Below are 25,593 nucleotides of genomic sequence, written 5' to 3' on the forward strand. Positions count from 1 at the left end.
CTGTTTGCCGGGGCGGGCCGCTGCGCCAGCTGCCACGGTGGGCCGCAGTTTCGCGACGGCCAGCGGCACGAAGTGGCGCCCGGCCAGTGGCTGAAAACGCCCACCCTGCGCAACGTAGCCGTTACCATGCCCTACCGCGCCGACGGCAGCGCCCCCACCCTGGCGGCCGTGCTCGCCGATGCCTACCACCGCGCCCAGCCGTTCCGCCCGCTCACCGACCCCGAAAACGCCCAGCTCGTGGCCTTTCTCACCACCCTCACCGATACCACCTCGGCCAACCACACCGCCCCGGCCCGCTTGCCGGAGCTACCCGCCCTGCCCACCCGCGCCGTGGGCGGCCTGTACTAACCCGGCCGGCCTTTTTTCTTTCTTGTTTTCACTTGTTTGTTTTTATTTACTCATATTCAAATCACTTACTATCACCGTCTTATTGGCAAGTCTGGCGCTGAGCCCGGCCCACGCCCAATCCGGGGCATCGGCCGGCACTACGGTGCCTTCGGCAGCGCCCGTGCGCGACATTCAAACCAAAGCCGCTTTGCTGGGCGTGGACTACAGCCCCGATGGCAAGCGCCTGGTAACCTGCGGCCTGGGCCACGACATTGTGGTGTGGGATGTGGCCTCGGGCCGGCAAACGCTACTGCTTAAAGGACACGCCGACGACGTGGTGACTGTGAAATTCAGCCCTAACGGTCGCTACATCGCCTCGGGTGGCGTGGACAAGGCCCTGATTTTGTGGGATGCCCTGACCGGCGAAATCCTGCGCAAAAACACCGACCACACCGACTACGTGCGCGACGTGGCTTTCAGCCCCAACTCCAAAATGCTGGCCAGCGCCGGCTGGGATGGGCAGGCCCTGGTGTTCGACACCTTCAGCGGGCAGCGCCTGGCCACGCTGGGCGCCCCGGCCAAAGCGGCCGCGTCCGCCACCACTTACGATAAAGCCAAAACCGCCAAGGGCCGCACTACCAACATGACCTCGGTGGCCTTTAACCCGGCCGGCGATGAGCTGCTGACCGCCAGCGGCGACCACACGCTACGGGTCTTCGACACGGGTACCTGGCAGCAGAAATTCGTGCTCAACGGCCACACCGACGAGGTGTGGGACGCCCGCTATTCGCCCAACGGGGCCTACGCCGTGAGCGGGGCCTGGGACAACACCGCCCGCCTCTGGGATGTGCGCCAGCAGAAGGTAGTGTACACCATTCCGGCCCACGTATCCGACGTGTGGGGCACGGCCTTCAGCCCCGATGGCCAACTGATTGCCACCTGCGGCGGCGACCGTAAGGTACGCCTTTGGGACGTAGCCACCGGCCTGCTGGTGCAGGATGTGAGCGCCGACCGCCACACGGCCGAGGTCGAGAACGTGACCTTCAGCCCCGATGGCCGCACCCTGGCCAGCGTGAGCCGCGACGGCAGCTGCAAAATATGGGCCGTGCCCGGCTCCGAAGAGCGACTGAACGCCTACACCGCCACCAATATGGAAAAGTGGGGCCGCAAGAGCGAGTTTGAGAAAAGCGACGAGTACCAGAAGCGCCTGGCCAAGCGCGCCGACCGCGAAGCCGCGTTCCGACAGGAAGGCAGCCAGAAAATGCTGGCCTCTTATGGCAACACGGCCAACTGGCAAAGCTTCGTGCTGAGCGACTATGACGCCGACACCGAGTATTTCACGCTGCTTTCGCCCCTGTTTCCGGCGCCCTACCGCGTGAAGGTGGCCCCGCGCGAAGCCGAGCGTTTCCGCGAGAGCTTTGCGCGCGTGGCCTACGGCACGCCACAGTTTGAGTACCAGAACGGCGGCATCACGCTGCGACAGGCTACCATTATGGCTCCAATCGATGGCAGCTCCAAATCATTCACCATTACCCAGTAAGCTCATGCGCATCGTTGCTTCTCTGCTTTTGGGGCTGGGGCTGCTGAGCCTGTCGGGCCTGCGCCCGGCCGCGCCCATTCCGCGCCGCGAGTTTCGGCCGGCTGTGGGCAATGGCCGCCTCAGTGCCTTTAGCGCCACCGGGGCGTTGGTGGCCGTGGGCGGCGGCGCAGCCCCGGTAGCCGTGTTCGAAACCCGCACCGGCTTGCTGCTGCGTACTTATACCGGCCACACCCAGCCCGTAACGGCCCTGGCCTGCTCCCCCCACCCCGACACCGTGCTCAGCGGCGATGCCAGCGGGCAGGTACGCCTTTGGCGCGCCGAAACGCTGGCGCCGTTGCGACAGTGGCAGGCCCCGGGGCCGCTGCTGGCCGTGGCCTTCGCGCCGGGCGGCGGCCGGGCCGTGCTGGCCACCGCCGACGCCTGCTGGCTCTGGGACCTGCGCAGCGCCGCTGCCCCAATGCCCCTCAAGCTCCAGCTGCCCGCCAACAGCCACCTGACCGCCCTGGCTTTCGGGGCCGAGGGCCGGCAACTGGCCCTGGGTTTCGACACGGGCACGGCCCTAGTAGTTGACCTGGCCACGCGCACCCAAGCCAGCCGCCTGCTGGGCACGGCTGCCGTGCGCAGCCTCTGCCTGCACGCCGACACCCTGCTGGCCGCCACCGGCGGCGCCGAGCTGAAAGTGTGGCCCGTGAGTGGCACGCAGGTACTCGCCCAACGCCTGCCCCAAGCCCTGACGGCCGTAGCCGCCGACGCTACTGGCCAACTATTGGCCCTGGGCTTCGCCACCGGCGAAACCATGACCTGGAACCGGGCCGCCCAACGCCCCGAGCAGGCGTTTGCCAGCCCCGGTGCCCCGGCAGTATGCCGGGTGCAGTTCCAGCCCGAAAACGGGGCGCTGGTACTCAGCAGCTACGAAACCGGCGGCCCCAAAACCTGGCTCACGCAGTAGCATACTCGCTGCGGCGCTTGCCGTTCGGCAATTACATCCTCCGGTCCGGCTGCTCTTTGCGGTCGGACCGGTTGTTGTTAGAGCAGCCCGTTTGCAACGCGGAAAGGCTCCGGCCACTGGCGGAGCTTTTCGGGCGGTTTCTTCCAGAAATATTGCTGGCTGGTATCGTTTTCCGGCTGATTACTTTTTGCCGCTGCCTGCGGGTGGGGTTGCGTTTTTGAATGCTACGGGCACGGTAAACGATACCGCCACGGGTTTGCCGCTTTGGGTGCCGGGCACAAACTGCGGCAGCTGCTGAACCGCGGCCACAACCGCCGCGTCGTAAGCAGCGGAGATACCCTTTATGACCTTTATTTCCTGCACCGCGCCGTCGCTCATCACCGTGAATGACACAAACACCCGGCCCTCTTTGCGGTCAGCTGGCGCCACTTTTGGATAAACCAGCTTACTTGTGATGGCCTCTACGATGGCTCTGTTGCCGCCACCGCCGGGTAGTTGTGGCATATTCTCGACGTAAGTATAGACCGGCGGCGACGTTTGAAGCAGCGGGGCAGTGTTGCCCACAGGAGCCGGTGGCGGTGGCGGCGGGGTGCCCTCCCGCAGCACGGCGGTAGGCGTGGGCTGGGGGCCGGGAACGCCCTGAGCCGCCGTACGCCCACTGGCTACGATGATAAATAATGAAGCCACCAGTGGCAGCGCGAACCACTGCTTCCAGCGGCGAATGGGGGAGGTTTTCTGTATCATGGCAATGCGACGTAAGGTTTGGGAATGGGAGAAGGAATGCGTAAGTGGAATGGAGAAACCGAGGCGGGTGGCCACTTGCCGGGCCAACAGGTGAGCGTAGGAATGCGTGGGGGAAAACGGAGCCGAGGCGGTACCGCGCAGGGCCGCTTCGTCGGCCAAATACTCGTGGGTGAGGGCCAGGGCCCGGCCGCTCAGATGCACGAAGGGGTTGAACCAGAGCCCCGCCCGCAGCAGCTCCAGCAGCAGGCGGTCGTAGGTATGGCCCTGGCGCACGTGGGCCAGCTCGTGGCGCAGCACCTGGGCCGCTTCGGCGGCACTCAGCGGTAGGGTTTCGTCCCAGAACACGGTGCGGCCGAACGAGCTGGTGGGCAGCGTACCGTGGGTGCGGGCCAGGGTATGGCCATCGCCCTGCTCGCGGGCCAGGCGGCGCGTGCTTCGCCACAGGCGGCCCAGTTCCCAGCCCAGCCGCAGCAGCATAAATACGGCGCCGCTCAGGTACAGCGCCAGCACCCAAAACGACCAGTCCAGGCCGGTGGCCTCGCGGGTGGCATCGGCGCCTACTACCACCGTGGGCAGCAATACCGCCGACACGCCGCTCAGCACGCCCGGCTGCGCGCCCCAGTCCGTGGGCCACGCCAGCGGCAGCAGCGGCAGGCCCGCCGCCAGCACCGGTCCCAGTACCAGAAAGGCGCGGTTGTAGGCAAAACTGCGCTCCTGGCGCAGCAAAAACCGGTAGCAGAGCCACCACGCCCCCAGCAGCACCGTGCTGAGCAGCATCCAATTAAGCAGGCTGATTGGGTTCATCGGAAGTTGGATTTTGGGGTTCGGAAGCGTGGCGGAGCAGCTCGTCGAGCTGGGCGGCATCAAGGTTTTCTTCTTTGGCAAAGAAGGAAACCAGGCGGCCGAAGGAGTTGCTGAAGTGGCCGCCCAGCAGCTTGCGCAGCGAGAAGCGCCGGTACTCATCCTGCTGCACCAGCACGAAATAGCGGTGCGTGCGCCCAAAAGCTTCGTGGTCCACAAAGCCCTTGGTTTCGAGAATGCGGATGATGGTGGAAACCGTGTTGTAGGCCGGCTGTGGCGCGGGCAGCTCAGCCAGCACGTCCTTCACGAAGGACGGGCCGAGGCGCCAGAGCACCTGCATCACCTGTTCTTCGGCGCGGGTGAGTTCGGGAAAAGAGTTGGAATCCATTGGGGGGAAAGAGGATGATGACGAGGTAAGGCAAACGTACAACTAATATTTTAGTTTAAAAACTATTTCATTAGTTGGTGCCTGTTTTCAGAAGGACTATTTGGCTCGCTCTTGTTATGGCACCGGCTTCTACCCAGCATCCTGCTCCTGCTTTATAGCAATGTTTTTTGCGGTTTTGATTCAACTTAAAAGTCCCCTTTTGCAGTTAAAAGCAAGGACAATTCAACGTTAACTAATTGTAAAGCAGTACTACACATTGCAGAATTTCGCTTTCAAAGAAAGACTGATACCCTGCCGGACAGCGTGCGTTATTGGTTTGGCACGGTTTTGAACCATACCCCTGCATCGGCCCAGTAGCCGGGCGTTTGGCCCGGCAGTAGCGGGCCGGTTGCTTTCACCTCTCCAACTATTCTGGTTATGAAAATTTCACGCCTCTCGGGCGGCCTGGCCGTGGCTTGCCTTTTGATTTCTGCTGCTGCCGGCTCGGCCTCGGCGCAGGGTGCCCGCGATGCTTACGGCAACCCCAAGGCTGCCCCATCGCCCCGTGCCACCACACCGGCCCGCCGTGCTCCGGCCCGCACCCAATCCGCTTATTCCACACCTGCCAGCAGCACGTCCGGGGTCCGGTTCGGTTTCCGGGGCGGCCTGAACCTGGCCGACGTGCAGGGCGACGCCGTGAAGAGCTTCACCGAGCTCACCGGTTACCTACCCGACGGCGCCATCACCCAGGAAATACGGCCGGGCTTCTACGCCGGCCTCTACGCCACGCTGCCCCTGGGCCCGCGCTTTACCATTGAGCCCGGCGTTTCGTACTCCGAAAAGGGCACCGTGCTGCGTGGCAAAGTGCCCGTGCCAGCCCTCGATTTCCTCAACACCAACCTCACCGGCACGGCCCGCCTGGCCTACGTTGATGTGCCGGTACTGGCCAAAGTATTCGTTACGCCCGGCTTCTACCTCTACGCCGGGCCGCAGGCCTCGTTCCTGGTCAGCGGCAAGGCCCGCGTCGAAGCCGGCGCACTGGGCTTCAATGCCTTCCGGGAGGATTTCGATATCTCCAACCAAATTCGCAAGGTGGACTTTGCCGCCGTGGCGGGCCTGGGCTACCAGTTCGAAAACGGCCTGGGCCTGAGTGCGGGCTACGACTACGGCCTGTCGTCGCTGGATACCGGCAACCGCTTCGATGCCCAGAACCGGGTAATCAAAGCCGGCCTGAACTACTCTTTCTAAACCCTGACACTACTATTACCTGCTGATTATCAGCCATTTTTGTGACGCATATTTCGTTCCCCTATTGTTAGTTAGCGAATTATAAATTAGCGGTTAAGAAGGTCCCGCCGCTGCAACGGCGGGGCCTGTTTACCAAATATCGTTTGGCGGGACGTTCTTTTTGTCAGATTATTGCGCTGCTTGCATACATTTGTTTTCAACAATTCCTCACTTTTCATTTGATTCCCACCATGACCAAGCGTTTCTTAAGTTTCGTACTGCTCCTCAGCCTCGTAGTGGCTGCTTTCTCGGCCCAGGCTGCCGCCAAACCCGATGACGTGCTCGGCATCTGGAAGAATGGTGAAGGTACCGGCATGATTCAGATTTTCAAGAAGGGCGACAAGTACTACGGCCGCCTGGTGTGGCTCAAAGTACCCAACAACCCCGACGGCACACCCCGTACTGACGTGAACAACCCCGAGGAAGCCAACCGCAAAGTGGGCCTCAAGGGCTTGGTAAATATGCGCGACTTCACCTTCGCCGGCGATAACAAGTGGGAGGACGGCAAAATCTACGACCCCAAAAACGGCAGCGATTACAGCTGCGAAATGACGCTGGTCGACGCTAACACCCTGGAAGTACGCGGCTTTATCGGTGTTTCGCTCTTCGGACGGACCGACGTGTGGAAACGCCAGGTGAAAAAGTAGCCGCCGGTTACTGCCTTTAATTCCCGAGCTATTACCCCCTGGGTAGTGGCTCGGGAACATTTGTTTTCAATATTTGCTCTTTCCTGAACCATCCCACCCCCTGCATGAAACACCATTACTTTGCCCTTGCCGCTCTACTGCTGGCGATGACACCCGCTGCAGCCCAGGTCGCCGACAGCACCCGTACCACCGCGCCGGCGGACGACGAAAACTTCGACGCATTTGGCGATGCCGGCGCGGGCGCGGGCTCCTACAACACCCAAAAAGTCCTCTTCATCACCCCCACCAAGCTTATTTCGGTGGGCTACGAGGCCCAGCTGGGTTACAACCTCACCACCGAAGGGCCGCTGCCCGCCAGCACGGCCCCGGCCGTGGAAACGCACATCAACTCGGCCCGCGGCCTGCGTCTGGCATTCAACGCGCCAGTTATCTCGCGCAACGACTTTATTTTCAACCTGGGCCTGACGTACTGGAACACCGGCCTGGACCTGGCCAACGCCGAACGGTCGCCTTACTTCGGCAAGCTCGAAGACGGCCTGCGCACCACTGGCATCAACACCACCATCTTCAATCCCGTCGACGAGAAGCATTTCGTCATCCTGCAGCTCAACCTCGACGCCAGCGGCAACTACCGGGGTTTCAAGGACCTGAAGACCGAGGCCGTTACCTTCAGCGCCACAGGCATCTACGGCTGGAAGCCCAACGACAACCTGCAGTGGGGCCTGGGCCTGAGCCGGACCTACCGCGCCGGCCAGCTGCTGCACATTCCCGTGCTGCTCTACAACCGCACTTTTTCGCCCAAGTGGGGCTGCGAAGTTATTTTCCCGGCCCGCGCCGAGGTGCGTCGCAACTTCGGCACCAACGCCTTGTTGAAGTTCGGCTACGAGCTGGAGGGCAACACCTACTACTTGGGCAAAATCGGCCCCGACGAAGTGTACCTGCGCCGCGGCGAGCTTAAGCCCCGCTTCACCTACGAGCAGAAGCTCTCGGGCTTCGTGTGGGTGTCGGCCCAGGCCGGTTTCCGCTACAACTACCGCAACGACGCCTTCCGCAACCAGGACGTGACCGGCGAGAAGGAAAGCACGCTGGGCTCGGAGCCGTCGCTGTATAAGAATACCCTCACCAACCCCCTGTATTTCAATATCAGCCTGAACTTGGTTAGCCCGTAGCGCTTCCCATTGCTTGGAACGTATGACGCCAAACAGGCCCCATCGCTGCAACGGTGGGGCCTGTTTGGTTTAAAAGTAACGACCGGCGCGGGCAGGACCCGTACCCTACCGCTGGCCCACGGCACCGCTGCCGCTCAGACCTTGGGCCAGGCGCACGAGGCGCACGAGCTCGGCGCGGTAGCCGTCGGTATCGGTGCCACGGGCACCGTCGGCCAGCTTTTCGGTGGCGGCCCAGGTGGCAGTACCGCGCTGCTCGCTCTGGCGCAGCAGCATGCCGAACTGGGCCACGGCGGCGGCAAAGCGGAAGTCGGGCGTGGCGGCTGAGATGGCAACGGGCGCGCCGACCAACGGCTGGCTCAGCAGCTGGCTGGTGCTGCCCTGCGGCTCTTTGTAGCGCAGCTTCACGGTCAGCACATCGTTGGTGAGGAACTGCTGCATGCTGGCGGCAGCGGCTTTGGTGGGCTGGTACTTGAGGTCGTCAATCAGGGGTTGGGCGCTGCCCACGGGCACTATTTCGTAGAGGGCCGTGACGGTGTGGCCCGCGCCGAGCTCGCCGGCGTCCTTGCGGTCGTTGTTGAAATCTTCGGCTTCGAGCATTCGGTTTTCATAGCCCACGAGGCGGTAGTTGGCCACGCGGGCGGGGTTGAACTCGATTTGCAGCTTCACGTCCTTGGCCACCGTGAAGAGCGTGCCGCCGAACTGCGCCACCAGCACCCGGCCGGCCTCGTCGAGGTTGTCGAGGTAGGCGTAGTTGCCGTTGCCTTTGTCGGCCAGGGCTTCCATGCGCGAATCGCGCAGGTTGCCGCGCCCGCAGCCCAGCACCGTCAGAAACACGCCGCTTTCGCGCTGCTCCACAATCAGCTTTTCCATGGCCTCATCGGAGCTTTCGCCCACGTTGAAATCCCCGTCCGAAGCCAGAATCACGCGGTTGTTGCCTTCCTTATTGATGTGCTGCCGGGCGGTGGAATAAGCCAGGCGCAGGCCCGCGCCGCCGGCCGTGGAGCCGCCCGCCTGCAAGCGGTCGATGGCATCGAGGATGACCTGCGGCTGCGAGCCGGGCGTGGGCGGCAGCACCAGGCCAGCCGCGCCGGCGTACACCACCAGCGCCACCCGGTCCTGGGCCCGCAGCTGCTTCACCAGCAGCTTGAGGCCGGCCTGCACCAGCGGCAGGCGGTCGGCGCCGTGCATCGAGCCCGACACGTCAACCAGGAATACCAGGTTGGCGGGCGGCAGCTTGGCGGTTTCAATCTTTTTGGCCTGAATGCCGATGCGGGCCAGCTGGTGCGTGGGGTTCCAGGGGCACACAGCCAGCTCAGTGCTGATGCGCACGGGGTCGGGCGAAGTAGCGGCCGGCGCGGGGTACTCGTAGCGGAAGTAATTCAGCATTTCCTCCACGCGCACGGCATCGCGCGGGGGCAGCTGGCCTTCGTTGAGAAAGCGGCGCACGTTGGTGTAGCTGGCGGCGTCCACATCGAGGGCGAAGGTGCTGAGCGGGTCTTTTTTGACCGTGAAAAAGGCATTTTCTTTCACTTTGGCGTAGGTATCGCCTGCACCGGCTTCGGGCCGGGCCGGGTAGGGCGCCCCGGCCGACTGGTCGCTGTAGGTGCTCATGTCGTTGCTACTCTGCGTGCTCTTTTTATCAACCCGAACGCCAGCAACCCGGCCATTGAGTATCTGGCTCACGCTGCCCGTCACGTTGCGCACGGCGCGCTGCACGCCGTAGCCCGTCACCACTACTTCGTTGAGTTGCTTGGCATCAAGGGCCAGCGCCACATCGAGCACGCGGGCCGGACCCACGGCGCGCTCCACGGTCACGTAGCCCACGCTGGAAAACACCAGCGTGGCCCGCGCGGCATTGGTCACGAGCAGGCTGTAGCGCCCCTGGGCATCGGTAGAAGTACCGACGTTGGTGCCTTTCACCAGCACCGTGGCGCCGGGAATGGGTTGGCCGGTGCCCTGCTCGCGCACGGTGCCGCGCACCTGGTGGTTGCGCATGGTATCCTGCATGGCGGTGGCCGGCTGAGGGGTTTGGGCCGCGGCGGGTTGGGCCGAAACCAGCAGCGCGAGTAGCGCCGGAAGCATGAGGTTTTTCATGGCAGCAGTATTGAAGTGAGGTATAGCTAGCTGATGCGGGCCGGCGTGGAATTGCACATCGGAACCGAAAAAAACAGTAGCGTCGCCTATCTTCCCAGCCAGATGTTCTTCCGCCGCTCCCCGCCTGCTGCCGCTGCGCCGCTCTCCGACCAGGAGCTGCTGGCCCGCTACCGCCTGCACGGCGCGGTAACGGACCTCGGCCTGCTCTACGACCGGTATTTGCCCGAAGCCTTTGCCGTGTGCCGGCGCTACCTCGCCCCGCCCGACGAGGACGCCCAGGATGCCGTGATGCAGCTTTTCGAGCACCTCGTGAAGGCGTTGCGCACCCACGCGCCCGACAATTTTCCGGCCTGGCTGCACACCACCGCCCGCAACCATTGCCTGATGCAGCTGCGCGCCCGCAAGCGGGCCGGCCCCAGCGCCGGCCCGCTCGTCCTCAGCTTTCCGGATGCCGCCGATGTGGAATTGGCCGCCGCCCGGCATCTGCCAGATGAAACCGCAGCCGCGGAAGAAGCCGAAGAAACCGAAAACCGCCTGCAAAGCATCGAAGCCGCCTTGGAACTGCTTCCCCCGGCCCAGCGTCGCTGCCTCGAATTGTTCTACCTCGAAAAGAAAAGCTACCGCGAAATCACCGCCGAAACCGGCCTGGAGCTGAACCTGGTGCGCAGCCACCTGCAAAACGGCAAGCGCATGCTTCGCCGGCAGTTGGAGCCGTCGCCCAAACCAGCGGCTCCCACCCGCCCCACGCTTCCCGCCTCCAACCACAACCCGCTCCATGTTGCCCGCTGATTCGCCTTTTGCCCCGCTGCCCGCTTCTGGCCCTCACCCGGCCACGGCAGAGCTGCGCGCCTACGCGACGGGCACGCTGACCCCGGCCAAGCAGCACCGCATCGAGGCCCATACCCTTGACTGTGAGCGCTGCGCTGACTTGATTGACGGGTTTTCGATGAGCGATGCCGCCGCCACCGACCAGGCCGTGGCTACGCTACGCGCCCGCTTGCAGGCCCGCACCAGCACCGGGCAACCCAGGCAGCTGCCGGCTCCCCGGTGGGCGGCGTGGCCCCGCCTGGCAGCCGCGGCCGCCCTGCTGGGCACCGCCGTAGCCGGGGGCATCTGGGGCCTGGAGCAGCGCTCTGCCCCCGACACGGTTGCCATCACCCGTACCGAGTTCCCGCAACCCACTGCCAAGGCCCCGCCGCGCACGTCGGCCGAAGCCGCTCCTGCAGCAGCTAGCCCCTCAGCAGCCGCCGACGACGGGGCGGTTTTCAGCGCGCCAGAACCCACCGACTACGCGGCCATAAGGCCAGCGCCTGCGGCTACTCGCTCCGCTGCCAGGCGCATGGCCAGCCGTGCGCCCGAACGTGTGCGCCCGCCAGAACAAGAGGCGAAAGCCGATTATGCCATGCGGACGGAAGCTTCGACGACCAGTGAAACGACGCTGCCGCCGGCCACTGCAGATGCGGCGCCAGCACCGGCCAGCGTGGCCGCGGCACCTCTGGCTCCGAACATTGATGAGGTTCAGGCAAAGGAGTCGGCTGCGGATGATTTCGCAGTGGGGCGCGCCAAAGCCGTAGCTGGTGAATCGGCCAAAGCCAAAGACGTTTCGCTGGCCGCCAAAACTGCCACGGCCCGCGTGGCCAACACGCCCATGCCGGCCAGCCCCCGCATTAACCCCGCCCCCGTAGGCGGCTCGCCGGCCCTACGCGAATACCTGCGCAGCGAAGCCGCTGGCTTTGAGCCCGAAGCCCCTGCTACCCGACTGACGGGCACCGTGCGCCTGAAGTTTGTGGTGGGTGCCGATGGAAAGCTGAGCGAGCTGAAAGTCATCCGGGGCATTCGTGCCGACTATGATGCCGAGGCCCTGCGCATCGTGTGCGAAGGCCCGGCCTGGCAACCAGGAATTTCCGGCGGCCGCCGGGCGCCATTGCCCATGGAAATCACGGTACCGTTTTAGTTGTTGTTTGCTGGTTGTTAGAACTTTGTCTCAATCACTGCTGCTTAAGCAGCGGGCTGGCGCGCGTCAGAGACACGCACCAGCCTCATTAACTCATAGACGCTGACCGCTAGCAACTACAGTTCAGCGCCCGGCTTGAGCGTGCCGTCGTCCACTGCTTTCAGGAACTTGGTGAGGCCTGTGAAATACGTTTGCTGGTCGTCGTAGAGGCTCATGTGGCTGCCTTTGGGGCAGATGAGCGAGTTGCCCTTCTGCACTTTGGTGGCAATCATGCGCATGTGCTCGGGGTCCATGGTGTCGTACTTGCCGCCGATGGACAGCACGGGCACGGTGAGCTTAGGCAGGTCGGCGGTGCGGTCCCAGTTGGTGAGCTTGCCCGAGATACCAAACTCGCTGGGCCCCTGCATGGTGACGTAGAGCGACTGGTTGCTTTTGCTGAAGGCTCGGTTCACGGGTTCGGGCCACTCGTCGAGGGGCAGGCGCAGCACGTGCTCAGCGTAGAAATTGGGCATGAGCAGCTCCATGTAGCGCGGGTTGGCGAAGTCCTGGCGGGCTTCGATGGCGCGGATTTCGGCCAGCACGTCGGGCTTCATTTGCTTGGCCAGCACTTCGTCGGCGTAGCGGCCGTAGGCGGGGCAGCTCATCATCATATTGGAAATAATGAGGCCTTTGAGGTTTTGCTGGTATTTGAAGGCGTATTCGGCGGCCAGGATACCGCCCCAGGAGTGGCCCAGCAGGTAGAAGTTGTCCTTGGTCAGGTTCAGGGCCTGGCGCACTTGCTCCACTTCTTCTACGTAGCGCGGCAGGCTCCACATGGCGGTGTCCTTGGGGTTGTCGGACAGCCCGCAGCCCAGTTGGTCGTAGTAAATAAACTCGATGCCTTCCTTGGGCAGGAAGTTTTCCATGCACTCGAAATATTCGTGCGTAGACCCCGGCCCGCCGTTGAGCAGCAGCACTTTTATCTTGGGATTATTGCCAAAACGCTTGGTCCAGACGTTGAACTTGCCCTTGGGCGTGTTGATGGGAATGATGCGCACGCCACCGTCCTGCACACCGGTTTCGGTGGGCTCGAAGTAGGAGGCTGGTGGGCCTGCTGCTGCTGCGGTTGTGCTATCAGCGGCGGGCGCATCGGTCCGGCCGCAACTTGCCATCAGCGAGCCACTTGCGAGCCACAAGGCCAGGTAGTAGAAACTAAAGTATTTCATTTTAGGAACGGGGTAAAATGATTGATGAGACTGATTGATAGCCGGGCAACCCACTACGCCCGGTACCTGCAGGGGATTTATTTCACGGACATGGACTCCTGCAGCTCACTAAAGGGAATGATGGTTTTCACCCCGTAGTCCCGCACCGGCCACGACTGCACAATGGTCTGCACGTCGAGCCCCAGGGCCAGCACCGCGTGGTAGAGGCCGGCCTGGCGGGCACTGGCTTTCCTGGGTTCGCCTTGCTTCGCTATCCACACCAGGTCGTCCTGAAAGAGGATTTTCTCGGTGGGGAAGTAATAAATAAGGTAGTCGTTGGTGTGCTGCGACTGGCTGCCAATCACATAAATCTCCATCCGGAACGCGCCTTCGGCAATGGTCTTGCGGTTCACAATTTCTTCGGTGCGCAGCGGCCGGGGCTGGCGCTGCAGGCTATCGGGCTGCAGCGTGTGCGGGGCGGCAGCCAGGTACTGCACGTAGGGCAGGTCGGCGGCGGTAGTGAGCACGGTGGCGCCCTTGTGCACGAAGGGCCGCACGCCGCCCAGGTAGTGCGGGTGGTAGTGCCCGGCCACGAAGTAGCGAATGGGCTTGCCGGGTGCAATCCGGCGGGCCGCCCCAATAATCAACTCGCCGTTTTCGCTGTTGAGCGGCGCTTCGGCCACCAGCAAAAACGTGTCGAACTCCACCACCAGCACTCGGTCGTCGGTGTGCTTCAGGTTGAGCAGATGCAGACGGGGCCGGAACTGCTCCACCGTGGTTTCGGGCTTCGCGGCCGTTTCTGGGGCCAGGGCGTAGCCCGCCGGGGCCGTGAGCAGGACCGGAGCGGTGGCCGCCACCGCCGCCGCCCCGATGGTAACGGTATCGGTCAGCTTGCCATTGATTGACTCGATAACGATGGTGCGGGGATAGACCAGCTTGCCCAGCCTGGCGTAGTCCCGGTAGCTGTACGTGGTGGTCACGTCGCCAAAAAGCTCGTCGTGGTGCAGGGATGTCACCTTGCTCAGCTGGTTGTCGGCGGTGCGAATGAAGAGCCGGACCAGCACGCGGTTCACCGTCGCTTTGTACACCGTCAGCGCGGGCGTGCTCTCCGGGTCGGGGGCAATATGCCGGCCGTAAAAGTGCTGAATGAGCAAGCCGGGCGCGTAGCGGGCCGCCTGCACGGCATACTCCTGAAACGCCGCCGTGGTCACGGAGCTCAGCTCCTTGTCGCCGTAGTCCTGGAAAAGCAGGGTGGCGCCCGTGAACTGGGTTTGGGAGAAATACGTGGCCGCGCCCTTTCGGAGCGTGTCGCTTTTGGCAAAGCCCGTGGCGTTGGTCCACACGCGGCCAGCGCCGGTGTAAGCAGTCTGCTGCCAGGGCTGAAAGCTGTGTTCGAGCTTGGCCAGGGTTTCGCGGTAGGGGAAAGAAACGTACTGGGTTTGCATCGGCTTTGCCTGCTGGTTCCAACAGGCGCGCAGGTTGTCGGGCGGGCCGGCCCAGGCCAGGGTAGTTATCCCCAGACGCAGTAGCAGGCCGGCCGTGAGCAGGAGCGCGGGGCGTTTCAGCTTCATATTTTTTGCAGAAAGAGGGCTGAGGACGCATACCGTCCGCGGCCCGGTAAGTTGGCGAAAGGTAGTGCTAGTTGCCTGCTCGCAACTTCCGGTTTCCGGCCCTTCGCACCAAGCTTTCTACAAAAAAGCGCCGCGCTGGTCCCGAAAGGGAACAGCGCGGCGCCGGGCCATCAATTAAATCGGTAATCACACTTAGCCGCTGTAGCCGCCGCCGCTCTCGGGCTCGGTGGCGCTGCCGCCGGGCTCTACTTCGCGGGGCAGCTCGGGCTCGGTTTTCACGGCCACTTGGCTGTAGTCGGGGGCGCCATTGCCGCCGGGCACGGGGGCTTCCGCGAAGGTTCGCTCAATCTCGGAGAGGTCCAGGTCGGCCGGGCCATCGGTGGGGGTGCCGAAGCTCACTTTGGCCGTCACGCGGTACTCCACAATGCGGTTGTGGCGCACCTTGCAGCTCTGGTCCTTTATGTAGATGGACGAAATGTTGGGTATCGACGTGCTGACGCTTTCTATGGCGCGCTGCAGGGCATCTTCGAAGCTTTTTTCGGAGGAGGCCAGGATTTCAATGACTTGTTTGATGGAGGACATGTGGTGAGATGTTGGGGTGGTGAAATGGTGAGAGTCTACTGAAGCCCGAAGCCGCCTAGTGGGCCGATGGGCTTTTGCGTGTACGCGGGAAGCTATATCGGCGGCTGGGCTGGTTGTAAAAAATGCCGCGCTTTATCGGCAGCGTACTTTTACGGACGGCCCCGGCCACATCAGCACTTCAGCTCTCTCCATTTCACCCATTCACCAACTTACATCCAGCATGGATTTCCGCACCGAAAAGGACACCATGGGCACCGTGCAAGTGCCCGCCACCGCGTATTGGGGCGCCCAAACGCAACGCTCCATCGAGAATTTCCCTATTGCTCAGGACATCAACAAGATGCCCAAGGAAATCATCGCCGCCTTTGCTTACCTCAAAAAAGCTGCCGCCTTCACTAACCGCGACGCCGGCGTGCTGCCCGCCGACAAGGCCGAGCTCATTGGCCGGGTGTGCGACGAAATCCTGGCCGGTGGCCTCGCCGACGCCTTCCCCCTGGTGGTGTGGCAAACGGGTTCCGGCACGCAGAGCAACATGAACATGAACGAGGTGATTGCCTACCGCGGCCACGTGCTCAACGGCGGCCAGCTCGCCGACGAAAAGAAAGCCCTGGCGCCCAACGACGACGTGAACAAGAGCCAGAGCAGCAACGACACCTTCCCCACGGCCATGCACATCGCGGCCTACAAAATCCTGACTGAGAACACCATCCCCGGCATCGAGAAGCTGCGCGACGCGCTGAAGGCCAAGTCGGAGGAGTTCATGGACATCGTGAAAATCGGCCGCACCCACTTCATGGACGCCACCCCGCTCACGCTGGGCCAGGAGTTTTCGGGCTACGTGTCGCAGCTCGACCACGGCCTGCGCGCCATCAAGCACACGCTGGCCCACCTGAGCGAGCTGGCCCTGGGCGGCACGGCCGTGGGCACGGGCATCAACACCCCGCCCAACTACTCGGTGAGCGTGGCTAAGCACATTGCCGACCTCACCGGCCTGCCCTTCGTCACGGCCGAAAATAAGTTTGAAGCCCTGGCCGCGCACGACGCCATCGTGGAAGCCCACGGTGCCCTCAAAACGGTGGCCGTGAGCTTGATGAAAATTGCCAACGACATCCGCATGCTCAGCTCGGGCCCGCGCGCTGGCATTGGCGAAATTGACATTCCCGACAACGAGCCCGGCTCCAGCATCATGCCCGGCAAAGTGAACCCCACCCAGTGCGAAGCCATGACCATGGTGGCGGCCCAGGTAATGGGCAACGACGTGGCCATCACCGTGGGCGGCTCCATGGGCCACTTCGAGTTGAACGTGTTCAAGCCGATGATGATTTACAACTTCCTGCACTCGGCCCGCCTCATCGGCGACGTGTGCGTGAGCTTCACCGATAAGTGCGCTTCGGGCATTAAGCCCATCAAAGCCAACATCAAAAAGCACGTCGACAGCAGCCTGATGCTGGTTACGGCCCTCAACCCGCACATCGGCTACTATAAAGCTGCCGAAATCGCCCAAACCGCCCACAAAAACGGTTCCACGCTCAAGGAAACCGCCCTGCAGCTGGGCTACGTGACCGAAGCCGAATTCGACGAGTGGCTGAAGCCCGAGGAAATGGTGGGGCGGTAGTTTTTAGTTGTTGGTTGCCCGTTGTTGGTTAGTAGACTTGTTCCTAAAAATACAGAAAAGTGTAAAATTGACGGTCATGCTGAGCTTGCCGAAGCATCTCTACCGCACCGTTGAAACCGTCCAACGGTGCGGTAGAGATGCTTCGGCAAGCTCAGCATGACCGTTTTTTCATTTCTACTTATTTGGGAACAAGTCTACTAACAACCAACAACTAACTTTCGCCCATGCCTTCAGCTCCCGATTTTGCCGACGAGGCGCGCGCCCTGCTTGCGGCCACCCTGGGCCGGGCGCCGTACCTGAGCGACGCCGAGGTCACCGATTTCGCGGCCTCCTGGACCCGGACGCTGCGTGTGGGCCGGCACGATTTTCTGGTCTCGCCGGGGCAAACCGAGCAGTACCTGTACTTCTGCCACCACGGCAGCCTGCGGATTTTTTACCCCACGGCCAGCGAGGAAATCTGCGTGGGTTTCGTGCACGCGGGCGAAATGGTGTGCGCGTTTCCTTCGTTTGCAATGGGCAAGCCGTCGGAATACGCCATTCAGGCGCTGCAAGCCACCGGCCTGATAGCCATTACCAGGAGCGAGTTTCAGACGTGCCTCGACCGCAGCCCCGGCCTGGCCCGGCTGTGGCGCGCCGAACTGGAAAAAGTCCTCATTGGCCGCATGGAGCACGAAATCGACCTGCTGCTGCCCGAGCCCGCCCAGCGCCTGGAACGGCTACGGAAGCGCAGTCCGCACATCTTCCAGCAGGTGCCCAAGAAGTACCTGGCCTCGTACCTGCGCATGACGCCCGAAACGCTGAGCCGCCTGCGGTGATTTATTGGCTGTTAGCCATTGGCTCATTCCTTTAAATATTGATTTCAATCAAGGCGCAGGAATAAGGCGGGCCGGACCTTTGAGAAAAATCAGCGCCATGACCAGCACCGCCTTCCTCGACCAGCTCGACCGCAGCCTCCGCCAGCTCCTTGCCACCGTGCAAACCGAGTTGGCGCCCCTGGAACTGGCCCAGCTCAACCATAAGCCGGCGCCCGCGGCCTGGAGCATCCTCGAATGCCTGGAGCACCTTAATCGCTACAGCCGCTACTATAACCCGCGCTTTGCCCACGCCCTGGACCAACCGGGCCCCTCCACAAAAAGGGAGGTACGCTATAGCTGGCTGGGACGCAGATTCATCGACATGATGACGCCTGAAAATGCTAAGAAAATAAAAACCTTCAACTACATGAACCCCCGTGGCAGCCAGTTGGGGGGCGAAGTCCTGACTGAGTTCTACGCGCAGCAGGCGCAATTGCGTGCCCTACTCGCCCAGGCTCACCACGCCAACCTCAACCGCAAATCCGTTCCGGTAGAGTTTCTGCGACTGATAAAAATGCGCCTGGGCGAAGCCTTTGAGTTGCAAGTGCTGCACGCGCAGCGCCACGTGCAGCAGGCCCTGCGGGTGAGAGCGGAATTTCCCGCCGCGAAGGCCCCAACTAAGCCGCCGCTGCTGGTAGCCAGCATGTAACGGGCGGCGCGGGCATGCACCCGCCCAAACCAGAGGCCGCAGGCAGCAACGTCAAATTCTGTTAAAATGCCCATTGGCAACCACCAGTCCTTCGCCCGGTAAGGGGCGGGTTTCTTTTTTGCGGCATCTTTGCGGTCCTACTTACTTTGTCGTGCCGCATGGATTTCTCTGCTAACATCGTTCTCGAAAACAACCGCGTGCGCCTGCGGCCCCTGGAAATTGGCGATTTCGAAGCCCTCAAGGTCGTGGCCTTCGACGCTGACTTGTGGAAGTACACCCTCACCCGCGGCGACGACGCCGTGAGCCTGGCCGCCTACATCCGCCAGGCCCTGGAGGCGCGGGAGCAGGGCCTGCGCTACCCCTTCGTCATCATCGACCGCGAAACGGGACAGCTGGCCGGCAGCACCAGCTACTACAACGAAGCCGAAGCCGACCAGCGCATCAGCATTGGTTACACCTGGGTGGGCCAAAATTTCCAGCGCTCGGGCCTGAACTGGGCCTGCAAGCACCTGCTGCTGAGCCACGCTTTCGGGCAGATGGGCCACGAGCGAGTAGAGCTGGAAACCGACGCGCGCAACGACAAATCGCGCACCGCCATGACGCGCATGGGCGCCACCGAAGAAGGCACGCTGCGCAGCCACCGCCTCACGCAGGGCGGCTTCCGACGCGACACTGTCATTTTCAGCGTCATCCAATCGGACTGGTCGGAGCTGCGCCAGACAGTTTTTCAGCCCTTTGAATACCGTGGCTGAGCCCACCCAACCCGTTTCGGACCGCCTGCGGCCGCCCGAGGGGCTGTGGCGCCGGCGCGTGGCTAGCTTTGGGCACGCTGTGCGCGGCGTCTGGGCCGCTCTGCGCTCCGAAGTACACCTGCAGTTTCATGCCGTGGCTACGGTGATAGTAATCGGGCTAGGGGCTTATTACCACCTGGCCCGGCTGGAATGGGCGCTGGTGGCCCTGGCCGTGGCCGGCGTGTGGACCGCCGAGCTGGTGAACACCGCCATCGAAGCCCTCACCGATTTGGCCTCGCCGGCCTACCACCCGCTGGCCGGCAAGGCCAAAGACGTGGCTGCGGGCGCCGTGCTGCTGGCCGCGCTGGGTGCGCTGGTGGTGGGCGTGCTGGTGTTTGGACCCCGCATGCTGCCCGACAGTTGGTAGCCGTTGCTGATTTCATGACGAACAGCTGCGGACCAACGAAATGGCGTGGAAAAACCAACTCATTGGATAAGCCCGGCGTAAAGCAGGCGGCAGTGCGGCGCGGCCGGCCTGTTGACCCGATTAAATCCCTGAAATGAAAAACCTGCTCGCCTTTGCCGCCTGTGCCTTGCTCGCTGCGGCCTGTGCCCCCAACCAAGTGAGCGTGACCACGCCCACCACGCCGCCGTCGTCGGGCTACGCGAGCGGCCCCGACACGCCCGTGCCCACCAGCGCCAACACCGTGGACCCCGTGCCGGCCCGCGTAGCCGTGTCCGACACCACCGCCCGCCCGGCCTGGCTGAAAGCTCGCATTGCCGAGGTGCTAAGCGAGCGCAAGCGCAACCCCATCACCCGCATGCTGAGCTATACCTACGATGGCCAGCAGGTGTACTATATTTCGGCACCGTGCTGCGACCAATACTCCCAGGTATTTGACGCGAAGGGCCGCCTGGTGTGCCAGCCCGATGGCGGCATCACGGGCAAAGGCGATGGCCAGTGCCCTGACTTCGAAAAAAATAAAACCAACGAAAAACTAGTCTGGCAAGACCCCAGGTAAAGGAATTATGAGTATTGAATTTTGGATTACTATTTTACTGATTCAAAATTCAACACTCATAATTCATAACTCAATACTCCGTTATGAATACCTTAGAAAAACTCGGCGCTTTCAACGTGTGGGCGAATACCACCGTGCTGAACCGCCTCGACGAAGTGGCCGCTACCGGCCAGGAAATCCCGCCCGTGGTGTTGCGCCTGTTCAGCCACGTGCTCAATGCCCAGGCCATCTGGATTTCGCGCATTGGCGGCACGGCCAGCCCCGTGAAAGTGTGGCAGGAACACGACCTGGCCACCTGCCACCAGCTGCACGCCCAAACCTCGGAGCCCCTGCACCAGCTCATGGTGCACGCCGACGAAACCGAGCTGCAGCGCCTTATTTCTTACACCAACTCCTTGAGCGACAAATACGATAGCCAGGTGCACGACATCCTGACGCACGCCGTAGTGCACGCCAGCTACCACCGCGCCCAGGTAGCCACCCGCCTGCGCGACCACGGCCTGGAACCCGTCAATTCCGACTTCATTACCTATTGCCGCGAGCTGTCGGCGGCCGCCCGGCAGGCTGTGCCTAGCCTTTAAAGCGGCCACGGCCTTTTGATTTCGAAACCCCTTCCGGAACGGGAAGGGGTTTTTAGTTTTCCTTTTAATCGCAGCGCCTGTTTTTTATGTCGGGTAATCTTTCACCGGCTCCGGTTATCACGTCTGAGCGGCTTCACAAGGCCTATTCCTACGCCGCCTATCGCCACCTGCTCGACGAGCTGCTAGCCCAAAACCGCACCACCGGCCCCAACCAAAGCGAGCAATTTATCCGCTACGCGCACCTCAACATCAAGCGCATGCAGCGCCTGGACAAAACCATCCGGCTGCTGCCCGAGCTGCAACAGGCACTGGCGCAGCTGCCACGGCGCTACGTATGGCTGATAATCACCGAGGGCTGGTGCGGCGACGCGGCCCAGCTCGTGCCCGTATTCGAGGCCATTGCCCAGGCCAGTCATAGCCAACTCACCACGCGCTACGTGCTGCGCGACGATAACCCCGACCTCATGGCCCGCTACCTCACTAACGGCAGCCGGGCCATCCCCCGGCTCATGGTGCTCCACGCCGATGCGCTGAACGAGGCCGCTGCCTGGGGCCCGCGCCCGGCTCCGGCGCAGGAGTTGTGCGTGCGTCTCAAAAAGGCAGGCGTACCGTACGAGGAATTCGCGACCCAGCTGCATGGCTGGTACGCCAAAGACAAAACGCTCAGTACCCAACGCGAGCTGCTGGCGCTGATTCAGCGGCTGTAGAAGGTCCGTTTCAGTTGGATATAAGCCAAATGGCCCAGCCTCTTGCGAGACTGGGCCATTTGGGTCAGGTTGGGTTTTTGCTGCTTAGTTGAGCGATGTGGTGCCCAAGTCCGTAACCTTTTCGTTGGTAACCACCACGCCCGTGCGAACGATGTTAACATAGGCCGGTCCGTTGGCCGGAGCCGTGGTGCTGGGGAAAAACTCCACGCGGTAGGTGCCGGCGGCCAGACCGTTGAGCTGGTAGGCCCCCGAAGCATCGGCCGACGTGCTAACCGTATCGGGGCCGAGAATGGAGGAGCGAATGGCCAGAATCTGGGGCAAGGCCGCCGCCGGATTCACGGTGCCGCGAATGCCGGCGCGCAGGTCCTGGGCCACCACCCGAATAACGGGCTTGAGCAGGTACCGCTCTTTTTTATCGTTGCCGGGCTTCCAGTTGCCGCGCTCCACAATGGATTTGGCCACGTCAAAATCCAGTAGCAGCTGGAAGGTTTCGCGCTTGCGCAGGGTGGCTTTGTTCAGCTTCAGCTTCACGCCCGAACTCTGGCCGCTGGGGGTTTTGAGGTCGTAGCGCTGGCCGTCGCGGCCCACCACGTAGCTATCAGGCCCCAGAATGAGGCGGATTTCCTTCAAGTCGCCGGGCGCGAAATCCTCGTTCACCAGCAGGGCCGACTTACCGTTGACATACTCCAGCACGTTGATGGCCTGGGGCGTGAAGGCCAGCATCTTCCAGCCGTTTGGGTCGGTTTCCTCTTTGAGGTGTACTTCTACCTGCCGCACATCCAGCACCACGCTGCGAAAGTCGCCGGGGGCATCCGTGAGGCGTACTTCGAGCTTGGCGCTGTCGGCACTGCCCGAGTCGGAGTCTTTGGAACAGCCGGCCAGGGCCAGCAGCGCAACGCAAGTCAGGGGAAACAAACGAGTAAGGTTCATATAGTAAATCGGTGAAATTGAAGTAATTGGCGTGAAACGGAATGGTAAATCCGTTGGTTGCGGGCCGTGGCAATAATTCTGCCACGCTTATTCGCCTCAAGATTCAATTGGCTTATTTCGTGGTATCGGCCGGGGCGACGGGTGCGGCGGGCTTGGGTTTGGGCTTGCCGAAAAGGCTGTTCAGGCCTTTCCCAACCTGATTTTTGAGTCGGGCCTGGGCTTCCAAACGAGCCTTTTCGGTGGCGATGCGAAGTTTTTCCTCCGCGCTTTGGTCGGCGGCGGCTTCGGTGCGCGTGGTGCTGTCCTTTTGGGCCTGCTTCTTCTGGGCCAAGCCCAGGAGGGCATCCGTTAGCTTGGTTTTCACCACATTGGCGACAATGGCTTTGCCCTGGTCCTTCACGCTGCCGCTGGTGAGTTTCACCACGGGGCTGGTCACGGTGCCGCCAATGTTCAGGCCCAGCGTCACGCGCTCGGTCCCCTGAATGTTCTGCACGCCGGTGAGCTGCGTGAGCTTGCTGTTGAGCGCGTTGCCGAGCTTGCCGGTGGGCACGTTCAGGGCCGTAACGTAGGCCAGCGCGCCAGCCAGGCTGTTCGAGCCGCCAAAGGTCATCTTCACGTCGCCCACCGCCAGGTCGAACGGCTGCACCACCAGGTTACCGTTCACAATGTTGGCCTGAATGGCTTTATTGGTCACCAGCAGGGTTTTCAGCTCGGGCAGCGTGGTTAGGCTGGCAATCTTGCTCATCACTTCCGACTGATTGATGGCGGCCTTGACCACGTCAATCACGCCCTTGCCCGTGAGCGTGGCCAGGTTGGGCAGCATGTCGGCGCCCATTTCCCCGCTCACGCTGAAGTTGGTACCAAACAAGCCTTCTACCTGCCCGGCCAACGGCACCAGCCGCTTCAGTGTGGCGAAGGACGAGAAGGCATTCTGAATGTCGAGGTTCTTGATGTTCAGGCCGAAGTCGAACTTGGGGTGCGCCAGGTTTTTGCTGCTGTAGCTACCCGTGGTTCCGAAGCTGCCGCCCAACGTATTAAACGTCATGTTGTTGAGCCGAGCCATTTGGTCGCGCACCGTTACGGTACCCTGGGCGTTGGTCAGCTTCAGGTTGTCGTAGGTCACGTTATCAACCTTGCTGTTCAGCACCAAATCGAAGTATTTGGGAATCTGGAGCACGCCCTCGGCCTTGGCCGGAGCCTTGCCGCCGGTAGTCGTGGGCTTAGCCGATACCTCGTCCACCATCCACTCGTTCACGTTGAAATTGCGCGAGTTCACGTTCAGCGTGCCCTTCAGCGCCTGGCCCGGCGTGAAGAGGTAGCCCATGTAGTTGCTCACCGTGCCCGAGGCCGCGAAATCGGAGCTGCCGGCCGTGCCGTTCAGGCTTTGCAGGTTTATCTGGTTGTTGTTGAAAGTGGCCGTGCCGCTGCTGATGCGTACGCCCTGCGGCAGGTCGGGGCTCTTGTAGGTTACGTTGCTAGCCTTCACGGTGCCGCTGGCCACCACGTTCTGGTAGCGGCCGGCTTCCACGTCGGCCATGTTGCCTTTGGCAGCAATGTTGCCGGTCACGCGGCCGGTCACGGTCATGCCCTCAAGCGGGAAAATCTTGGTGATTTTGGTGAGGTCCACCGTGCCGTTCACGTTGGCGTCAAACACCGGTTTGTCGATGTTGCGGGCCGAGAGGCGGCCTTCCAGCGGCTCGCCTTCCAGCACCATCCGAAACTGCGGCAGGTTGATTTGGGTGTCGTTGACCTGGCCCGTGGTATTTACCACCGTGCCGTTGAGGTTGATATTCTCAATCGGCGCCGGAAACTGGGCCGACTTCACAAAGCCGTTGGTGAGGCGAATGGCGGCATTCACCACCGGCATCTGGGTTGCGGAATAAATGCCTTTCGCCGTACCATCCACGAAAAACTGTCCGCGCATGGCCAGGTCCTTCACCGGGTACACTTTCAGGGCCTCGGCCAGGTTCACGTTGGCTTTCACGCGGCCGTCCACGCGCATGGGTTCCAGGCCATCAATGGTAATGTTACCATCCACGGGGTTGGGGCCGAGGTCGAGGTGAAACTGCGGGATGTTGACTTTCACGTTGTTGGTGTAGCCCGAGGGGTTGTCGACCTGCATCTTCAGGTTGATGTTTTTGGCTGCCTGGGGCAAGTCGGGGTATTTGAACTGGCCGTTGGTCACGGCCAGGTTCACGCCGTAGCCGGGCATTTTCACCGCGTTTTGCGTGCCCTTGTAGTAGCCATCAAAGGCCACCTGCCCGCTGGTTTCGATGTTTTTGAAGCTCTCCGTGTACACGCCCGGCACCAGACTCAGCAGGGTTTTGAAATCCGTTTCCAGCGCCTTGAAGGTCAGGTCGTAGGTAATATCCGTGGCGTTGGGCAGCCCAATGGCTCCGGCAAAGCTGAACGGGAAGTCGTTGAGCTTAATCTTGTTGTCTTTGAAAGTGTAGAGGCTTTTGGTGAGGTCCATTTCCATCGTCACGTCGGCGTCGAGCTGCTTGTTGCTCACGTAGGCCACGCCGTCGTAGGTCATGTCGAGGCCGGTGGCCGTGGTTTGCGACTTCATGTCGAAAACATTGCTGGCAAAATCGCCGCTGCCGCTGTGGTTCACGCCGCGGGCCTGCATAGCGAAGGGCATCGTCAGGTCTTCGTAGCGCAGGCGGCCATCGGTCATCTCCCAACCTTTGATGGCGAGGTTCACCTGGCTGGTGTCCTGGCCTTTGGCAGCGGCAGCAGAGTCCGAAATCATGATATCCCAGTTAGCCAGGCCGCTTTTCAGCACCCGCATGCTCAAGTCGGGCCGCTCCAGCTCGATGGTTTTGATGTCAATCTGACCGCCGCGTACCACGCTCATTATATCGAGGCCCACGCGCAGGTTGGGCAGGTAAGCCAGCGTGTCGCGGCTGAACGAGTCGAGGCCAATCACGCGCAGCTCCCGGATGTTCACCGTCATGTCGGGGAAGGAGCTGAGCAGGCTCACGTCAATATTGGCGGGGTCGTACTGCACCGTGGCCCGCACGCGCTGGGCAATCTGCTCGTCGGCCAAAGCCCGCAGCTTGTCTTTAAACAGCACCGGCGCCAGCGCCAACGCCGCTACCAGCACCACCAAAAATATACCGATACCCAAAAGAATTTTCCGCATTGCGAGAGACAGTTAGTAAATCAAAACAAAGGTAGAACCCACGCTCTACCGCTTTCTTTTCAGGAGTGAGGACAAAATCAGGCCAAACGTGACAGCCGCAAAATCACCGTACCTGGCGATGACGGCCCGCCACCTTGCTGCTT

At 62.0% G+C, this 25,593-nt stretch carries 24 protein-coding genes; 16 read left to right on the forward strand and 8 right to left on the reverse strand.

All coding sequences use genetic code 11. The annotated features are described in order from the left end of the window. The 3 genes from GM79_RS25345 to GM79_RS03715 all read left to right on the forward strand — a co-directional run. Nucleotides 1–348: c-type cytochrome (locus GM79_RS25345; RefSeq protein WP_035559472.1), on the forward strand; the 348-nt coding region annotated here is incomplete at its 5' end. Nucleotides 349–430: 82 nt separating this feature from the next. Then, entirely contained in the window at nt 431–1,867 is a 1,437-nt protein-coding gene (locus GM79_RS22715) for a WD40 repeat domain-containing protein (protein ID WP_051718472.1), read from the forward strand. A 4-nt stretch (nt 1,868–1,871) separates the two neighbouring features. Further along, nucleotides 1,872–2,816 carry a WD40 repeat domain-containing protein gene (locus GM79_RS03715; RefSeq protein ID WP_161787110.1) on the forward strand — a complete coding sequence of 315 codons (945 nt, stop codon included), beginning with the start codon at nt 1,872–1,874 and terminating at the stop codon, nt 2,814–2,816. A gap of 180 nt (nt 2,817–2,996) precedes the next feature. Here GM79_RS03715 and GM79_RS03720 read toward each other — a convergent pair whose 3' ends face one another. Both GM79_RS03720 and GM79_RS03725 read right to left on the reverse strand, forming a co-directional pair. Further along, nucleotides 2,997–4,364, reverse strand: coding sequence for a TonB family protein (locus GM79_RS03720; protein WP_161787111.1), 1,368 nt, complete (start codon nt 4,362–4,364; stop codon nt 2,997–2,999). Beyond that, nucleotides 4,342–4,749, reverse strand: coding sequence for a BlaI/MecI/CopY family transcriptional regulator (locus GM79_RS03725; protein WP_035559482.1), 408 nt, complete (start codon nt 4,747–4,749; stop codon nt 4,342–4,344). Before GM79_RS03725 ends, GM79_RS03720 begins: the two co-directional genes overlap by 23 nt. 417 nt (nt 4,750–5,166) lie before the next feature. On the opposite strand from GM79_RS03725, the gene GM79_RS03730 reads away from it, so the two are divergent. The 3 genes from GM79_RS03730 to GM79_RS03740 all read left to right on the forward strand — a co-directional run bounded on the left by GM79_RS03730 (nt 5,167) and on the right by GM79_RS03740 (nt 7,831). Next, entirely contained in the window at nt 5,167–5,976 is an 810-nt protein-coding gene (locus GM79_RS03730; protein WP_035559486.1) for a porin family protein, read from the forward strand. Between the two features lie 230 nt (nt 5,977–6,206). After that, nucleotides 6,207–6,662 (forward strand): DUF2147 domain-containing protein, encoded by a 456-nt coding sequence (locus tag GM79_RS03735; protein ID WP_035559617.1) that lies wholly within the window; start codon nt 6,207–6,209, stop codon nt 6,660–6,662. 104 nt (nt 6,663–6,766) lie between these two features. Continuing rightward, nucleotides 6,767–7,831, forward strand: a complete 1,065-nt coding sequence (locus tag GM79_RS03740) for a DUF6268 family outer membrane beta-barrel protein (RefSeq protein WP_035559488.1) — start codon at nt 6,767–6,769, stop codon at nt 7,829–7,831. 105 nt (nt 7,832–7,936) lie between these two features. Here GM79_RS03740 and GM79_RS03745 read toward each other — a convergent pair whose 3' ends face one another. Continuing rightward, a complete protein-coding gene (locus GM79_RS03745; protein WP_035559490.1) occupies nt 7,937–9,925 on the reverse strand; it encodes a vWA domain-containing protein in 1,989 nt (662 codons plus the stop codon). Nucleotides 9,926–10,027: 102 nt separating this feature from the next. On the opposite strand from GM79_RS03745, the gene GM79_RS03750 reads away from it, so the two are divergent. Together GM79_RS03750 and GM79_RS22720 are read left to right on the forward strand one after the other, a co-directional pair. Next, nucleotides 10,028–10,714, forward strand: a complete 687-nt coding sequence (locus GM79_RS03750) for an RNA polymerase sigma factor (protein WP_161787112.1) — start codon at nt 10,028–10,030, stop codon at nt 10,712–10,714. Continuing rightward, nucleotides 10,701–11,879 (forward strand): energy transducer TonB, encoded by a 1,179-nt coding sequence (locus tag GM79_RS22720; protein ID WP_051718474.1) that lies wholly within the window; start codon nt 10,701–10,703, stop codon nt 11,877–11,879. Before GM79_RS03750 ends, GM79_RS22720 begins: the two co-directional genes overlap by 14 nt. A 116-nt stretch (nt 11,880–11,995) precedes the next feature. Here GM79_RS22720 and GM79_RS03760 read toward each other — a convergent pair whose 3' ends face one another. From GM79_RS03760 to GM79_RS23635, 3 genes are all read right to left on the reverse strand, one after another. After that, nucleotides 11,996–13,084, reverse strand: coding sequence for a proline iminopeptidase-family hydrolase (locus tag GM79_RS03760; protein WP_035559493.1), 1,089 nt, complete (start codon nt 13,082–13,084; stop codon nt 11,996–11,998). A gap of 77 nt (nt 13,085–13,161) precedes the next feature. Continuing rightward, complete coding sequence (locus tag GM79_RS03765; RefSeq protein ID WP_035559494.1) at nt 13,162–14,634, reverse strand: hypothetical protein; 1,473 nt, start codon at nt 14,632–14,634, stop codon at nt 13,162–13,164. Nucleotides 14,635–14,826: 192 nt separating this feature from the next. After that, entirely contained in the window at nt 14,827–15,216 is a 390-nt protein-coding gene (locus GM79_RS23635) for a dodecin family protein (RefSeq protein ID WP_072008525.1), read from the reverse strand. 220 nt (nt 15,217–15,436) lie between these two features. On the opposite strand from GM79_RS23635, the gene fumC reads away from it, so the two are divergent. From fumC to GM79_RS03810, 8 genes are all read left to right on the forward strand, one after another. Then, nucleotides 15,437–16,831, forward strand: coding sequence for a class II fumarate hydratase (gene fumC / locus GM79_RS03775; protein ID WP_035559497.1), 1,395 nt, complete (start codon nt 15,437–15,439; stop codon nt 16,829–16,831). Between the two features lie 224 nt (nt 16,832–17,055). Then, nucleotides 17,056–17,646: a Crp/Fnr family transcriptional regulator gene (locus GM79_RS03780; protein WP_051718475.1), complete on the forward strand. Its 591-nt coding sequence runs from the start codon at nt 17,056–17,058 to the stop codon at nt 17,644–17,646. 97 nt (nt 17,647–17,743) lie between these two features. Then, on the forward strand, nt 17,744–18,334 hold the full coding sequence (locus tag GM79_RS03785) for a DinB family protein (protein ID WP_051718488.1): 591 nt from the start codon (nt 17,744–17,746) through the stop codon (nt 18,332–18,334). Between the two features lie 158 nt (nt 18,335–18,492). Then, complete coding sequence (locus GM79_RS03790) at nt 18,493–19,086, forward strand: GNAT family N-acetyltransferase (protein ID WP_035559500.1); 594 nt, start codon at nt 18,493–18,495, stop codon at nt 19,084–19,086. Further along, nucleotides 19,079–19,492, forward strand: a complete 414-nt coding sequence (locus tag GM79_RS03795; RefSeq protein WP_081867544.1) for a diacylglycerol kinase family protein — start codon at nt 19,079–19,081, stop codon at nt 19,490–19,492. The genes GM79_RS03790 and GM79_RS03795 overlap by 8 nt, the downstream gene beginning before the upstream one ends. A gap of 133 nt (nt 19,493–19,625) precedes the next feature. Continuing rightward, on the forward strand, nt 19,626–20,087 hold the full coding sequence (locus GM79_RS25955) for a DUF6970 domain-containing protein (RefSeq protein WP_235183910.1): 462 nt from the start codon (nt 19,626–19,628) through the stop codon (nt 20,085–20,087). 83 nt (nt 20,088–20,170) lie between these two features. Beyond that, the gene (locus GM79_RS03805) at nt 20,171–20,668 is read left to right on the forward strand and encodes a DinB family protein (RefSeq protein WP_035559503.1); all 498 of its coding nucleotides are present in this window, start codon (nt 20,171–20,173) and stop codon (nt 20,666–20,668) included. A gap of 86 nt (nt 20,669–20,754) precedes the next feature. Further along, entirely contained in the window at nt 20,755–21,375 is a 621-nt protein-coding gene (locus tag GM79_RS03810; RefSeq protein ID WP_035559506.1) for a thioredoxin family protein, read from the forward strand. An 84-nt stretch (nt 21,376–21,459) separates the two neighbouring features. Here the strand turns inward: GM79_RS03810 and GM79_RS03815 are convergent, their stop codons facing one another. Both GM79_RS03815 and GM79_RS03820 read right to left on the reverse strand, forming a co-directional pair. Continuing rightward, entirely contained in the window at nt 21,460–22,305 is an 846-nt protein-coding gene (locus tag GM79_RS03815) for a DUF4382 domain-containing protein (RefSeq protein ID WP_072008526.1), read from the reverse strand. 112 nt (nt 22,306–22,417) lie between these two features. Beyond that, nucleotides 22,418–25,450: an AsmA-like C-terminal region-containing protein gene (locus GM79_RS03820; protein ID WP_035559509.1), complete on the reverse strand. Its 3,033-nt coding sequence runs from the start codon at nt 25,448–25,450 to the stop codon at nt 22,418–22,420. Between the last annotated feature and the right edge of the window lie 143 nt (nt 25,451–25,593).

It is taken from the genome of Hymenobacter sp. IS2118 (assembly GCF_000715495.1).
In the GTDB taxonomy this organism is placed as follows: Bacteria; Bacteroidota; Bacteroidia; order Cytophagales; family Hymenobacteraceae; genus Hymenobacter.